This is a genomic window from Exiguobacterium sp. s157 (genome assembly GCF_018618205.1).
Lineage (GTDB): Bacteria > Bacillota > Bacilli > Exiguobacteriales > Exiguobacteriaceae > Exiguobacterium > Exiguobacterium chiriqhucha.
The window spans coordinates 65,683-78,740 of record NZ_JACSLQ010000003.1 but is presented as its reverse complement, the minus strand read 5'-3'; the positions used below and the strand labels follow the sequence as shown (position 1 = coordinate 78,740).

The window sequence follows — 13,058 nt, the reverse complement described above, 5'->3', positions numbered from 1 at the left end:
TTTTTTTGTGTCAGCGGGAATAGACAAACAAGGAGGAGATGTATGATGAAAAGAGCACGTTCACCTAGTTAAGTCGGTCGAAACGTTGTGTTACTTGGTTGGATGCGTTGGTTCGATGCGCTCATCCCGGCCTACACGATTGAACGTCTGTTTTGGGAGTCGCGGACGATCACGATTCAAGAGGTTGTCTATCTCGAAATGATTTACGCCGTCCTCGTCGTGATGCTTGAAGTGCCGACGGGTGTCCTCGCCGACCGATTTGAGCGGCGGCGGCTGATGCAAATCGGGGTCGGGTTGGAATGTCTATCGTTTATCGTTCTACTGTTGTCGTTCTCGTTTGTCGGGTTTGCTGTCGCCATCGGCTTGTCAGGCATTGGAGCGGCGTTTCGGAGCGGGGCCGAGAATGCGTTGCTGTATGAGACGCTCGAACAGGACGGAAAGGCGGGAACGTTTGAACGTACAGTCGGTCGATTGAACGTCATCGGAATCGTCGCAGCCGTGCTCGCGGCCCTCAGTGGCAGTCTGTTGGCGACACGCTTCCCGTTTGAGCTGAATTACGTGCTGTCGATTGTCAGTTTGTTCATCGCGACGACATGCAGCCTCGGTCTGATTGAAACAAAGCGAGTCGTATCGGACGAACGGTTGATGTGGGCGGACATCGCGGCCGGCTTCCGCTTTATTCGGCAACATCGTCGCGTGTTTATCGTAACGTCGTTGTTTGTTGTGACCATTAGTGCGTTCAATTTTATCGATGAGTTCTGGCAGTTGTATGCGCGCGACGTCGCGCTTCCGCTTTATTGGTTCGGGATGCTATCAACGATTCTACTGCTCATCCAAATACCTGGACAGTTGGTCGCGCCGGTGCTGTTACGTTTCGCCACGGCCGAGCGTTGGTTGCGCTGGATTGGCTGGGGCATCGGCATTGGCTTTGTCATCCTCGGTCTGTATCCAGGGCCGACCGGTCTCGTGATGATGGTCGGAATGGCCTGTCTCATCGGGATCGTTGAACCGCTCTATCTCGGGGCGTTGCACCACCGTGTCCCGTCCACGATTCGGGCGACGACGGAATCGTCCGTCTCGATGTTGCTGCATGGCGGCATCATCCTGTTCGGGCTCGTGTTTGCCGTCGGGGCAGGGGTGACGCTGTTCGTCGCCTTTTTGTTCATCGGGATTACCGTTTGTGTGCATCAAGCGATTGTCACGGTCAGAGCGTGGAAAGAGGATGCTTCCTGAAGCGTCCTCTTTTTTTACGTCTCAAGACCTAGGGCGGTTGAGAATAAATTTGTGTATGATAAGAAACAATACTGGAGTAGGAGATAAACAATGGAATGGTATGAATTATTTATTGGCTTTTTGTTAGGCGTCGTCGAAGGACTGACAGAGTTTGCTCCGGTATCGTCAACGGGACATATGATTCTCGTGGATGACCTGTGGCTCAACTCGAGCAGCTTCCTCGGTCAAGAGGTGGCGAACACATTTAAGATCGTAATTCAGCTCGGTTCGATTTTAGCGGTCATCGTCGTATTTCGAAATCGGTTCAAAGAGTTGTTGAATCCGAAGGAGTTGCTCGCGATTCGCAGCAGCGGGCCGACAAAGAAACTGAACTTGCTGCATATCTTCATCGGTCTGCTCCCGGCAGGCGTGCTCGGGCTATTGTTTGAAGACTATATCGACGAGAACTTGTTCTCCATCAAGACCGTTTTAATCGGACTCGTCATCGGAGCATTCTTCATGATTGCCGCGGATTTTTCAGGCGTGAAGCGTCAAACGACAGCAACGCTCGATGAGATTTCGTATAAACAAGCGCTCGGTGTCGGCTTGATTCAATGTTTCTCGCTCTGGCCAGGTTTTTCACGCTCAGGGTCGACCATCTCGGGCGGTGTCCTCTTAGGGATGAGTCACCGGGCCGCGGCAGATTTTACATTCATCATGGCCGTACCGATCATGTTCGGTGCTAGTGCGCTGTCGCTCTACAGCAAATGGGAGTACTTTACGATGGCGACCCTACCGGTCTTCGTTGTCGGATTCATTAGCGCGTTCTTGTTCGCGCTCTTGTCGATTAAGTTCTTCTTGAAGTTGATCAACAAAGTGAAGTTGACGCCGTTCGCGATTTATCGCATCGTGTTGGCGGCTGTGATTTACTTCTTGTACTTCTAAGAAAAAAAGCGCATGTCAGCACATGCGCTTTGAAACCAATGATCCATCAAGTTCGTATAACCAAGTAGAGGTGAGAACATGGAACATATCGTTGTCGTATTGGGAACGTTAATCGGCTTAGGAGCTGTCGGTACATTATTGTACGTGACACGCCTTGCCTATGAATCATGAGAACGGATAGTGATAGAAGCGCTCACGCTGGAGTAACTCCATGACGTGGGCGTTTTCTGCGTTGTCGATGGCGCGTAACAGGCCTTCCGTCTGTGAACGGTGGGCGAGCAGCGCCTCACGCTTCGCCGTGCTCTCTTGACCGACTTCGATGACGACGTGCGGTTTTCCGAGTTCGGCGTCGGTGCGATGGTCGAACGCGACTCCTAAAAATTCAGGACGCTTCGAGGCATCGATGTCTTGCAACGCTCGGACGACCGCACGTGCCGTCGCCTCGTGATCAGGGTGGACGGCGTAACCCGGATAGAAGGAGATGACGCGTGCCGGCTGTACTTCCTCGATTAAGGCGCTGAAACGTGCCGCCAGTTCCGCTTCGTCTTCGAATTCGACGGTTTTGTCGCGAAGTCCCCACATGCGGAGGTCATCGATGCCCATGACGGCACACGCTTCCTCGAGCTCATGTTTACGAATTTTCGGCAACTCTTCACGCGTCGTGAAAATCGGCGAACCCATATTGCGGCCCATCTCACCGAGCGTCAGGCAGACGTACGTGACCGGGAATCCGTGTTTATGGTGTTGGATAATCGTCCCGGCCGAGCTGAACGCTTCATCATCGGGATGCGGAAAAATAACGAGTAATGGTCCATTCATTGGCTTTCCACCTCCGAGGCTCCTTGCGGGAGCGGTTTGATGTCTAAGTGTAAGGCGCAGGCGAGACGTCCGAGACGGTCATGGCCGGCGAGCAGGAGCTGGTCTCCGTGCTGTTCGTAGTCGGTCAAACCTTCGACGTAAAGCCAACCGTGATCGAGTTTCAAGCCGACCCGGTATGGTCCATCGCCCTTGATTTGGCCGATGCTATATTCGATGACGACGTTGCGAATGAACATACCGGCGTTATGGAAATCAGGGTCGTTATGCGTCGCATACGCCCCGTTCGTCGTCTCGACATGGACATAGAGCGGCATGGATACATGCGCGTCCAAATAAGTCTGGATGGTTGTAGGTTGAATTGATTTCACGCGGTTCCCTCCAATGGAAACGATGACCCGAGACATGCGTCCCGGGCCACCCGTTATGATTGTGTTGCTAGTTTTTTGCGGTAACCGGTATGGTTCGTTGGCCCAACGTATTGGTTGAGGCGGAACGAATGACGGACCGCTTCCGTGATGAACTCTTTTCCGATTTCGATGGCTTCATCGACCGAGTGACCGTTCGCGAGTGACGCCGCGATAGCTGACGAGAACGTGCAGCCGCCGCCGTGTGTGAAGGCAGGGTCGATTTTTTCGCTCTCGAGGAGGCGATACTCGTTGCCGTCGTAAAGCACGTCGAATGCTGTGTCGAAGCCGAGCTTGCCACCGACTTTGACGATGACGATTTCAGCGCCGAGTTCATGGATCAAGCGAGCAGCCTCTTTGATTTCTTCCATCGTTGAAGGTGTCTTATCGAGGCCAGCGAGCATACGCGCCTCGAACAAGTTTGGTGTGATGATTTTAGCGACCGGCACGAGGTGCTTGCGCATCGCGACCGCGACGTCCGGGTTGAGAATCTCGTCGGCACCTTTACATGCCATGACTGGGTCGACGACCGCGTTTTGGATGCCGTACTCTTTAATTTTACGGGCAGCGAGTTCGATAATCTCTGGAGTCGGGAGCATACCTGTCTTGACAGCATCGACACCAATCCCAGCGAGGACCGTATCAATCTGTTTCTCAATCAACGTCGTGTCGATTGGGAACACTTCGTGATGCCACGCATTATGCGGATCTTGAGCCACGATGACCGTGAGGGCGGTCATGCCGTAAACACCTAGCTCTTCCATCGTTTTCAAGTCAGCTTGGATGCCTGCACCGCCACTCGTGTCCGAGCCAGCGATTGTTAAAGCTTTTTTCATCGTCATAGTCGTTCAATCCCCTTTGTCTGTTTGGATAGTTTCACTATAACGACTTTTTGGCGTTACGACAAATCCCGAGGTCGCATCCAGACCGGAATAAGTTTTGAAAATTGATGGCAGGATTTCAATCGTATTTGGGGAATAGTAATGAATAGGGTGTAGACCACTTTCAATTTGGCTAGGAGGAAAACCGCATGTTAGTGCATAGCTTATGCATTCCGAAGAAAGATGTCGTCACAATCAGTGAAAAGGCGACATTGCGCGAAGCGCTCGACACGCTCGAAAAGACAGGCTACCGTTGTGTCCCTGTGCTCGATGAGACGGGAACGTTTTTCCGCGGTAATATTTATAAAATGCATATTTATCGCCACGGGATGAGTGGGGCGAGCCTAGACGATAACGTTATGGAACTCATCAAGAACACGCAAAAGTACGTTCACGAGTCAGACGGCTTTTTCAAAGTCTTCTTCTCAATCAAAGAACTTCCGTATATCGCGGTCTTGAAAGACGAGAGCAACGAATTTTACGGGATTTTGCCACACGGGAAGATGCTCGGCATGCTCGAAGAGGCATGGAGCCGTGACACGGGGAGCTATGTCGTCACGATTGCACTCAGTGAGCAGGCAGGGGCGCTCGAGAAAATCACGAAAGTCATCAGCAAATATTCATCAATCGCCAGCCTCATGACGCTTGACGCCAAGAGCAAGGTGTTGCGTCGCGTGTTAATCACGTTGCCGCCGGACTGTGACGAGAAGACAAAAGACAAGATTGTCGCCAAACTCGAACAAAAAGGGTTCCGCGTCGTCGAAGTCGAGAATTTAAATAACTGACGAAAGGCCTTCCTCGATGCGAGGAAGGCCTTATTCAATCCAATCGTTTTTCCATCCGGATATCCGGCCAAAATTGACCGTCCCAGTACGTGAACGCTTCGATACGGGCAATTTCGTGATAACCGAGCTTTTGATAGAGGCGATGCGCCGCTTCATTGAATCCGAACACACCGAGCTCGATGCGTGGCACACCTTGGGCACGAAGTCGATCTGCCAGTAACGTGAGGGCTGCGGTGCCGACGCCTTTCCCGCGACCTGTCTGTTCACCGATGACCAGACCAAGCCAAGCGCTGCCGCGTTCTTTGTCATACAAGTGCGGGGCGTCATAGATGAAGTTCACCTCGCCGATGAGCCGATCATCGTCGTAAATCAAGAAAATATCGTGCGTGTCCAGACGTTCCGTCAAGTCTGCGACCGTCATTTGGTGTTCCGCGACGAGTTCGGCTTCGGATCGGGCCGGACGAATCAAATGGACGATGGCGGGATCGTTATTCCAACGATTGAACGTCGCGACGATGGCGTCGGACGCTTCTCGCAATGGGACGAGCGAGATGGGCATCGAGTTCCCCTCCTTTCAGGCATTCTTCTTTGCCCTCGAACTGAAAAGTCCCCTTTTTACTGAATCGGCTTCAAGACGTTGAGGTGGCTCGGAAGCACTTCGAACGTGAGCGGGAGTTTACCGCCCGTATCTCCGTCGGCATTGATCGGAAGTGATTCTGGCGAGTCGACATGGACCCGTTTCGTCGTGAACGACGTGACGCTGTCCGTCTCTTTCAACTTGCCGGTGAAGAGGGCCGGTGCGAGTTGGATGGCGTCTTTAAAGCCGAGGTTCTCAAACAGATAGACGTGAAGTAACCCGTCGTTCAGTTCGGCGTCCGGTTCAAAGTTTTCAAACCCGCCGACCGAGTTCGTGAGGGCGATGACGACCAAATAGGCGTCTCCATCGAACGTGTGCTCTTCGGCTTGGACCGACAAGGCGTATGGACTATGCTCACGGAACGCTTTGATTCCTTCAATCAAGTAGGCGAACGGGCCCCATTTTGTTTTCTCCTCGACACTGACCTCGTCGACAGCCTCGGCGATGAGGCCGATCGCGATGACGTTCATGAAGTAGCCATTCTCGTATTTGCCGATATCCATCGGTGTCGGTTGCGCCGTCTTGAGTGCCTCGATGGCATTTGCGGGGTCGCTCGGGACGCCGAGCGCGCGTGCGAGATCGTTGACGGTACCGAGCGGGATGATGCCGAAATCAGGACGATGATCCGCTTCGGCGAGCCCCGTTACGGCCTCGTTCAGCGTCCCGTCGCCACCCATCGCGATGACAGCTTTATATTGTTTCGATGCCGCTTCTTTCGCAAAATGTGTGGCATCGTCTGCTTTCTCCGTGAACCGGACATCGACGTTGCCGTAACGCTCTCGCAAGACTTCCTCCGCGGCCGCGGCGTGTTCTTTCCCTAACTCTTTCCCGGACGACGGGTTGACGATTAACATGACTGTATCCATCAAAGCACATTCCCCTTTTCACATTCAGATATTGTCATCTATTCCCGTCCTGTGGCGAGACTAGTCATAAAAAAAACAACACAGACGTGTTGTTTAATAATGGCGGAATGCCGACATATCGAGGTGGCTTGCATCTGATTCGTCGACGGCGAGTTCAATCTTCAAATGTTCATGGAACGGCGAGTCGAATGCACCCATGCAGGCGACCGGCTCATGGTCCGGGACGGGGGACTTACGTTTCGTTTTGACGAACAAATAGTCCTCACGCGACAACGTCAATAAAAAGCGTTCGACCGCATGGGGTTCGCGCGTGACGTTCGGCCATGGCAAGTGGTTGAATAGTAAAAAGACCGCGCCTTCTTTTTCGAGCGCATAGTCTGGGGCGATCCCTTCCCGGTTCAACAACTCGATGACCGTACTCAAATAGGCTTGTTTAATCGTCAATGATATCTCGTAATACTCACGCATACCGTCCACCCTTTCTAAAAATCGCAATAATTCCATTCTATACGTTTCAGACAGGGGCGACAACGAAGAAGTTTCTTGACGAAGCGTTTTTCCCACCGTATACTGCTCATGTCCTGCTATACTAAAGGTAAATGATGAACGAATTGAGGTGAAACCGACATGATTGAATCACTCGAATTGAAGGCATGGATCGTCTTGGCACGAGCGATGGACGCGATCAGTGACCGTGTGAAGGACGATTTACGACGCCACCAATTGAATTCAACAGAGTTCGGTGTTTTATCGGTCTTGTATAAACGAGGGGATACCCCGCTCCAGCAAATCGGGGACCAAATTTTGATTACGAGCGGCAGTGTCACATACGTGATCGATAAACTTGAAAAACGTGGCTTGATTGAGCGTGTGGCTTGCCCGTCTGACCGGCGCGTCACATACGCCTCGTTGACAGAGGAAGGCAAGCACTTGATGGATGTCGTCTATCCAGAGCATATCGAGATTTTTAAAGACATCTACGGTCCACTTAGCGACCAAGAGACGGAACAGTTAATCGATTTATTGAAACGAGTCGGTTATAACGCGGCAGGCAAATGACGCCTGCCTGTTTTTTTATCATTTATCTTGAAGTTAAACTAATTGACTGTGAGATATACAGATGATATAGTTCTAACTGTTGTTACAAAAATAGAGATTACGCTTATGGAGGAAACCATTTATGAAAAAGGTATTATACGTATCGGCTAACCCGAAACCAACTGAATTGTCATACAGCAAACAAGTCGCAGAAACGTTCATGACGACACTCACGAACGAGAACCCGGCACTTGAAGTCGAAGCGATCGAACTTTACGATGTCGATGTTCAAGAAATCGACGGCGACGTCCTCAGCGCATGGGGCAAATTCGCTTCAGGCGAAGCACTCACTGATGTCGAAGCGGCTAAAGTAGCGACGATGAGCGGCATGCTCGAGAAGTTCATGGAAGCTGACATTTACGTGTTCGCGACACCAATGTGGAACTTCTTCTTCCCAGCTCGCATGAAAATGTTCCTCGACAGCGTATTGACTGCTGGTAAGACGTTCCGTTACACAGAACAAGGTCCAGTTGGCCTCCTCGAGAACAAACAAGCGATTCACATCCAAGGTACGGGTGGAATCTACACAGGTACAGACCTCAACTTCGCAGACGCATACCTTCGTCAAGCACTCGCATTCGTAGGCGTGACAGAAGTGACGACACTTCCGGTTGAAGGCATGAACCAATACCCAGACAAAATCGAAGAAATCGTTGCTGACGCGAAAGCGAAAGCTGAAACACTTGCGAAAGAAGTCGCAGGCGCAGTCACTGTATAATCTTCAAGGGCGAGTCCAAGCGGGCTCGCCTTTTTGTGTGCCATTGATTCGGGTATGATAAGACGGAAAGGGGAGAGTGACATGGGAGAACAGTTATCAGATCGCCTGCTCGGGGATTGGAGCGACATCATTGCATCCGAGATGACCGAGCCTTATTTTACTGACTTGAAAGCGTTCGTCGATGAGGCGTATGCGACATCGACCGTATATCCGGCCCGAGACGACATTTGGAATGCGTTCGTCTACACGAAGTTTAAGGACGTCAAATGCGTCATTCTCGGACAAGATCCCTACCATGGACCAAACCAAGCGCATGGACTCAGCTTCTCGGTCCAAGACGGTGTCCGCTTCCCGCCGTCATTGCGGAATATCTTTCAAGAACTGCATGACGATATCGGCTGTCCGGTACCGACCAGCGGGAATTTAGAGAAGTGGGCACGGCAAGGCGTGTTGCTGCTCAACACCGCGCTCACGGTCGAAGCAGGCAAAGCCGGTTCACATCGGGGACAGGGATGGGAGCAGTTCACCGACTCTATCATCGAAAGACTCGGAGAGCGGGAAGAGCCGATCGTCTTCATCCTATGGGGCAACGATGCGAAGAAGAAACAGAAATGGATCGGTCCGCAACACGTCGTCTTGACGTCGGTCCACCCGAGCCCACTCTCGTCCCATCGCGGTTTCTTCGGGTCGAAGCCGTTCTCACAAGTGAACGTCAAGCTGAAGGCGTGGGGCCAACCTGAAATTGATTGGTGTTTATGACAGTTCGCATATGCGGACTGTTTTTTGTTGACGTCGCAAAAACGGTCTGTTATTATTACTAGCAACAAGATGCTTTACCACTTAAAAGCGTATGTGCATAGAAGCATAACTGTATAACAGTATAAAAGCGATGATCGAACCGAAGTAGAGACATCTTCCCTGGCCCAGAGAGCGTGTGGTGCTGTGAACACGCCCATAGGATGAATCGAATTACAGTTCGCGAGCTCTCACGTGTTGAGCGGTCCCCCGTTATCGGAGTAGAGTGACTAGACGTCCGTCTAGTAATCAGGGTGGTACCGCGGCATCGTCGTCCCTATCGAGTGAATCGATAGGGATTTTTTTACGTTCAGTCAACTAAAGGAGGAAACATCATGCTCACACAAATCATTCCACGCCATTTGGCCCCTCATATTTCGCCACAGTTCTACGACGAGTACACGCCGACCGATCATGCTGTCTGGCGCTTCGTCTTACGACTGAACTTGCACACGCTTGAAGGGAAGGCCCACCCGTTCTACATCGAAGGGTTGAAAAAGACGGGGATGGGACCGGAGCGTCTCCCGAACGTCGAACAGATGACCGAAGAGATGCGGTCGGCCGGTTGGTCGACGGTCGCAGTCGATGGTCTCATTCCAGGCGTCGCTTTCTTTGATTTCCAAGGCAACGGGATGTTGCCGGTCGCGACCGATATCCGAAAAGTCGAGAATATTTTGTACAGTCCGGCACCGGATATCATCCACGAGGCGGCCGGCCATGCACCAATGTTGATGGATCCTGAATTTTCACAGATTGTGAAGCGGTTCGGTCAGCTCGGGGCGAGGGCATTCATGAATCGAGAAGAACATGCCTCGTTCGCAGCACTTAAACGATTGACCGTCGTGAAGGAGAATGCGAACTCGACGGACGAGGAGATTGCAGCCGCGGAAGCGGCAGTTCATGCGGCCAAAGCCCAAGTGACCGGCTTCTCTGAAGCACAACAAGTCGCCCGCATCTTTTGGTGGACGGTCGAGTTTGGCCTCATCGGTGATGTAGACAATCCGCTCATCTACGGGGCAGGCCTGTTATCTTCGGTCGGAGAGAGCCGTCACTGTTTGACAGACGCCGTCACGAAGCATCCATTCAATTTGGAGCACGCCCTTGAGACGAAACAAGACGTGACGAATATGCAACGCGAGTTATTCGTCATTCCAGACTTTGAAGCGTTGAAGGACGCGCTAGACGAACTCGAGTCACGGATGGCGGTCAACCAAGGTGGGATCGCTTCGCTCGAGAAGGCGCTCGCGTCGGGCAGTCAATCGACCATCCGACTAGAAGACGGGACGGATCGCGTCGGTGTGATTCGTCACGTGACACGCTCTGGGGCACGTGCCCTCATCCAATGGGACGACTGTGTGAACGTCAATCACGGTCAATTGACGAACTTGCATAATCATGGCCTGCTCGTGCTCGATGGACCGCTTCAAGACGTGTTGGCGACAGCGGACATTCGGTTAGACGGTCAAGTCGTCAGCGAGACGACAGAGGCGTTGCATCTCGAAGACGTCGTCGTCACCATCGAAGGACGACAGATTAAACTGGAGACACTCGAAGTGAGACAAGATACGCTGCCGTCGATTTTCCCGGGTACCGAGATTGAAGAACTCGTCATCTTGGAGAAGCCGGTCCAGATTGAACGTGACGCCCGAGTATGGACGAACGATGACCCGATGTTCAATCAGGTCCGCAATATGCGGGAGCAAGGCGAGTCGATTGATGAGCTCGTGCCGACGATTCTTACCGATCATCCCGATGCTTGGTTGCTCCACATCGAATGTTTGGAGCTCGTCGAGTCTGATGCGCTTCGACAGGCGTTGACGGAACGGTTGCACGCGTTACGTGAGACGTCACCGTCGCGGCATGAGTTGATTGGCCGCGCGCTCGCATTGCTCAACTGACAAAAATAATCCCCGCCCAATGATGGGCGGGGATTATTTGTTAACGCGTCGTTTCACGCAAGAACGTGATTAAACGGCGATACGTTGCACTGGCTGCCGGCTTATCCATCTCAAAATGGTAGTCGTGGCCGAGTGTGTGCTCGTTTCGGTCATAAAAGACGCTCGTGACGTCCGCACGACCTGAGAGGATCGTCGCAAATTCTTTCGCTTGCGTTTCGAACGAACCGGTGTTGCCATCGGTGATAAACGTCGGAACGAACGTGGCCGGGATATTCACGAGCGGCGACGCTTCCGCGACGACCGGCAAGTCTTCCCAATTGTACGTTCCGAAGTAAGCCCAACCGATCCGTTTGAACAAGAAGCGGTTGACCGCCTTCGATGACTCGATGATGCTTCGTTTCAAGTCATAAGGACCTGACATGAGAATCGTGCCGAGGATCGACGTTTTCGGAACGACTTGATTCACTTCGGCCGATGGTGCGTAGTCGTCGTTCAATTGAATACCGACGAACTGAGCGACGAGTTGGGCCCCGTTCGAATCGCCCGCAAAAAAGACGCGGTCGAGGTCGAGACGGAAGCGGTCATTGTTTTCCGCGATATACGTGTATGCTTCTTCAAGCTGCTGGAGCGGGACGGGATACGTGACGTCAGGGGCAAGGGCGTAGTTGACGCTAACGACGTTATAGCCGTTGCTCGCGATTGACGTCGCATATTTGAAGACGTCGGCCTTGTCGCCACCGACGAACGAACCGCCGTGCACCCAAAAGATGGTCGGAACAATTTGTTTCTCGCCTTCATAGCGAATCAAGTCGAACGTCCCGTTCTCATAGGCTGAATGATAGTCGATATCTTTCCGGACCGATGTTTTTTGAACGACTTCATCAAACCCTTTGATGGCCACTTCGTTCCCGCCGGCAAATGAGGTCTTAACGAGACGTGAGGTCGGTTTCGGGGACAAAAATACGTAGGCGGCACCGGCGACAGCCGTACCGACCAGTCCAAGTCCTGCTCGTTTCAATCCTTTATTCATCGTAATTCCTCCTTGGTTCAATCCAGTTTGTTCACTTACCGATCGACGAGGACCGTTCCCATGAACGTCTCAATGACGTGGGCAATCCCGTCTTCGTTGTTTGATTTCGTGATGAAGTCGGCTTTGCCTTTGACCGTCGTGTTGGCGTTGCCCATGGCGACTCCGAGGCCGGCCCATTCAATCATCGTGAGGTCATTGTTCCCGTCGCCACAAGCGATGACGTGGGCTTGCTCAATTCCGACGTGTTCGGCGAGGAAAGCAAGGCTCGTCCCTTTCGTCACACCCGCTTCTGTGAACTCAAGGAAAAACGGTTTTGAACGCGCGACAGCAAGTTTTCCTTCAAGTTCGACTTGCAGTTTCGTTTCGATTGGAGCGAGCGTGTCGCCGTCACCGAGCATGAGACATTTGACGACAGGCGTCGTGACCGCTTCTTTGAAGTCGGCGACATGGATGACCGGCATCCCCGTCAATTCACCTTCGATATCAGTATACGGGTTCGGTTGATCGGTTACGATTTCGTTACCGATGTACGTATGAATCGCGATTTCTTCCCGGACACTGATATCATGGAGATGGGCGACCGTCTCCGGAAGCAACGTACTCGAGAAGATTTCTTCATTCGTCTCACAATTGATGATTGAGGCACCGTTGAATGAGAGAATATAGCTACCATATTTGGCAAGTTCGAGTTCACGGGCGGCATCCCACATCGCGTATGTCGGGCGACCGCTCGCGAGCACGACTTTATGTCCGCGTTCTTGTACATCTAGCAAGGCTGCTTTCGTCTTGGCGGAAATTGTATGGTCGCTCGTGAGGAGCGTATCGTCCATATCTAAAACAATCATCTTGTAACTCATAATGGTAAGGAGTCCTCCTTCAGAATCTAATGACTCCATCCTAATACGATTTGAGGTCAATTGACAACCTTGTCGCAAAAACGTAACTATAATGTAGAGTAGTGAACTTCAGA

Annotated in this window: 15 protein-coding genes and 1 other annotated feature; of the genes, 7 read left to right on the top strand and 8 right to left on the bottom strand. The window is 52.1% G+C overall.

Going from position 1 to position 13,058, the window contains the following annotated elements; all coding sequences use genetic code 11:
• The first annotated feature begins 87 nt into the window (after positions 1–87).
• Together KNP67_RS07565 and KNP67_RS07560 are read left to right on the top strand one after the other, a co-directional pair.
• Positions 88–1,233 (top strand): MFS transporter, encoded by a 1,146-nt coding sequence (locus KNP67_RS07565; RefSeq protein ID WP_353048047.1) that lies wholly within the window; start codon positions 88–90, stop codon positions 1,231–1,233.
• Between the two features lie 90 nt (positions 1,234–1,323).
• A complete protein-coding gene (locus tag KNP67_RS07560; protein WP_214756389.1) occupies positions 1,324–2,157 on the top strand; it encodes an undecaprenyl-diphosphate phosphatase in 834 nt (277 codons plus the stop codon).
• A gap of 165 nt (positions 2,158–2,322) precedes the next feature.
• Here KNP67_RS07560 and bshB2 read toward each other — a convergent pair whose 3' ends face one another.
• The 3 genes from bshB2 to pdxK are packed head-to-tail and all read right to left on the bottom strand — an operon-like array spanning position 2,323 to position 4,222.
• Entirely contained in the window at positions 2,323–2,976 is a 654-nt protein-coding gene (bshB2, locus tag KNP67_RS07555; protein WP_034805162.1) for a bacillithiol biosynthesis deacetylase BshB2, read from the bottom strand.
• Positions 2,973–3,344: a YojF family protein gene (locus KNP67_RS07550; protein WP_029596267.1), complete on the bottom strand. Its 372-nt coding sequence runs from the start codon at positions 3,342–3,344 to the stop codon at positions 2,973–2,975. Before KNP67_RS07550 ends, bshB2 begins: the two co-directional genes overlap by 4 nt.
• Positions 3,345–3,397: 53 nt before the next feature.
• Entirely contained in the window at positions 3,398–4,222 is an 825-nt protein-coding gene (gene pdxK / locus KNP67_RS07545) for a pyridoxine/pyridoxal/pyridoxamine kinase (protein WP_021068111.1), read from the bottom strand.
• A 188-nt stretch (positions 4,223–4,410) separates the two neighbouring features.
• Here pdxK and cbpA point away from each other — a divergent pair, with 188 nt between their 5' ends.
• Entirely contained in the window at positions 4,411–5,046 is a 636-nt protein-coding gene (cbpA, locus tag KNP67_RS07540; RefSeq protein WP_021068112.1) for a cyclic di-AMP binding protein CbpA, read from the top strand.
• A gap of 34 nt (positions 5,047–5,080) precedes the next feature.
• Here the strand turns inward: cbpA and KNP67_RS07535 are convergent, their stop codons facing one another.
• The 3 genes from KNP67_RS07535 to KNP67_RS07525 form a co-directional block, all read right to left on the bottom strand.
• Positions 5,081–5,605 (bottom strand): GNAT family N-acetyltransferase, encoded by a 525-nt coding sequence (locus KNP67_RS07535; RefSeq protein WP_214756388.1) that lies wholly within the window; start codon positions 5,603–5,605, stop codon positions 5,081–5,083.
• Between the two features lie 56 nt (positions 5,606–5,661).
• Positions 5,662–6,549, bottom strand: coding sequence for a diacylglycerol/lipid kinase family protein (locus tag KNP67_RS07530; protein ID WP_214756387.1), 888 nt, complete (start codon positions 6,547–6,549; stop codon positions 5,662–5,664).
• A 93-nt stretch (positions 6,550–6,642) separates the two neighbouring features.
• Positions 6,643–7,017: a hypothetical protein gene (locus tag KNP67_RS07525; RefSeq protein ID WP_021068115.1), complete on the bottom strand. Its 375-nt coding sequence runs from the start codon at positions 7,015–7,017 to the stop codon at positions 6,643–6,645.
• Positions 7,018–7,176: 159 nt separating this feature from the next.
• Between KNP67_RS07525 and KNP67_RS07520 the strand changes: the two genes are divergently transcribed.
• The 4 genes from KNP67_RS07520 to KNP67_RS07505 all read left to right on the top strand — a co-directional run bounded on the left by KNP67_RS07520 (position 7,177) and on the right by KNP67_RS07505 (position 11,058).
• Entirely contained in the window at positions 7,177–7,608 is a 432-nt protein-coding gene (locus KNP67_RS07520; protein WP_214756386.1) for a MarR family winged helix-turn-helix transcriptional regulator, read from the top strand.
• Between the two features lie 121 nt (positions 7,609–7,729).
• Entirely contained in the window at positions 7,730–8,365 is a 636-nt protein-coding gene (locus tag KNP67_RS07515; protein WP_214756385.1) for an FMN-dependent NADH-azoreductase, read from the top strand.
• Positions 8,366–8,446: 81 nt separating this feature from the next.
• On the top strand, positions 8,447–9,124 hold the full coding sequence (locus KNP67_RS07510) for a uracil-DNA glycosylase (protein WP_214756384.1): 678 nt from the start codon (positions 8,447–8,449) through the stop codon (positions 9,122–9,124).
• Positions 9,125–9,245: 121 nt separating this feature from the next.
• Positions 9,246–9,442: a binding site (T-box leader), on the top strand.
• A 53-nt stretch (positions 9,443–9,495) separates the two neighbouring features.
• A complete protein-coding gene (locus KNP67_RS07505; RefSeq protein ID WP_214756383.1) occupies positions 9,496–11,058 on the top strand; it encodes an aromatic amino acid hydroxylase in 1,563 nt (520 codons plus the stop codon).
• A gap of 40 nt (positions 11,059–11,098) precedes the next feature.
• Here KNP67_RS07505 and KNP67_RS07500 read toward each other — a convergent pair whose 3' ends face one another.
• Together KNP67_RS07500 and KNP67_RS07495 are read right to left on the bottom strand one after the other, a co-directional pair.
• Positions 11,099–12,088, bottom strand: coding sequence for an alpha/beta hydrolase (locus KNP67_RS07500; protein WP_021068120.1), 990 nt, complete (start codon positions 12,086–12,088; stop codon positions 11,099–11,101).
• Between the two features lie 35 nt (positions 12,089–12,123).
• Positions 12,124–12,945 (bottom strand): Cof-type HAD-IIB family hydrolase, encoded by an 822-nt coding sequence (locus KNP67_RS07495; RefSeq protein WP_021068121.1) that lies wholly within the window; start codon positions 12,943–12,945, stop codon positions 12,124–12,126.
• Between the last annotated feature and the right edge of the window lie 113 nt (positions 12,946–13,058).

What these genes read in the sequence shown, in the direction of transcription:
- bshB2 (WP_034805162.1), bottom strand. Translation starts at nt 2,976, where the DNA reads ATGAATGGACCATTACTCGTTATTTTTCCGCATCCCGATGATGAAGCG.
- KNP67_RS07495 (WP_021068121.1), bottom strand. Translation starts at nt 12,945, where the DNA reads ATGAGTTACAAGATGATTGTTTTAGATATGGACGATACGCTCCTCACG.
- KNP67_RS07505 (WP_214756383.1), top strand. Translation starts at nt 9,496, where the DNA reads ATGCTCACACAAATCATTCCACGCCATTTGGCCCCTCATATTTCGCCA.
- KNP67_RS07560 (WP_214756389.1), top strand. Translation starts at nt 1,324, where the DNA reads ATGGAATGGTATGAATTATTTATTGGCTTTTTGTTAGGCGTCGTCGAA.
- cbpA (WP_021068112.1), top strand. Translation starts at nt 4,411, where the DNA reads ATGTTAGTGCATAGCTTATGCATTCCGAAGAAAGATGTCGTCACAATC.
- KNP67_RS07515 (WP_214756385.1), top strand. Translation starts at nt 7,730, where the DNA reads ATGAAAAAGGTATTATACGTATCGGCTAACCCGAAACCAACTGAATTG.
- KNP67_RS07500 (WP_021068120.1), bottom strand. Translation starts at nt 12,088, where the DNA reads ATGAATAAAGGATTGAAACGAGCAGGACTTGGACTGGTCGGTACGGCT.
- KNP67_RS07525 (WP_021068115.1), bottom strand. Translation starts at nt 7,017, where the DNA reads ATGCGTGAGTATTACGAGATATCATTGACGATTAAACAAGCCTATTTG.
- KNP67_RS07530 (WP_214756387.1), bottom strand. Translation starts at nt 6,549, where the DNA reads ATGGATACAGTCATGTTAATCGTCAACCCGTCGTCCGGGAAAGAGTTA.
- KNP67_RS07535 (WP_214756388.1), bottom strand. Translation starts at nt 5,605, where the DNA reads ATGCCCATCTCGCTCGTCCCATTGCGAGAAGCGTCCGACGCCATCGTC.
- pdxK (WP_021068111.1), bottom strand. Translation starts at nt 4,222, where the DNA reads ATGACGATGAAAAAAGCTTTAACAATCGCTGGCTCGGACACGAGTGGC.
- KNP67_RS07520 (WP_214756386.1), top strand. Translation starts at nt 7,177, where the DNA reads ATGATTGAATCACTCGAATTGAAGGCATGGATCGTCTTGGCACGAGCG.
- KNP67_RS07510 (WP_214756384.1), top strand. Translation starts at nt 8,447, where the DNA reads ATGGGAGAACAGTTATCAGATCGCCTGCTCGGGGATTGGAGCGACATC.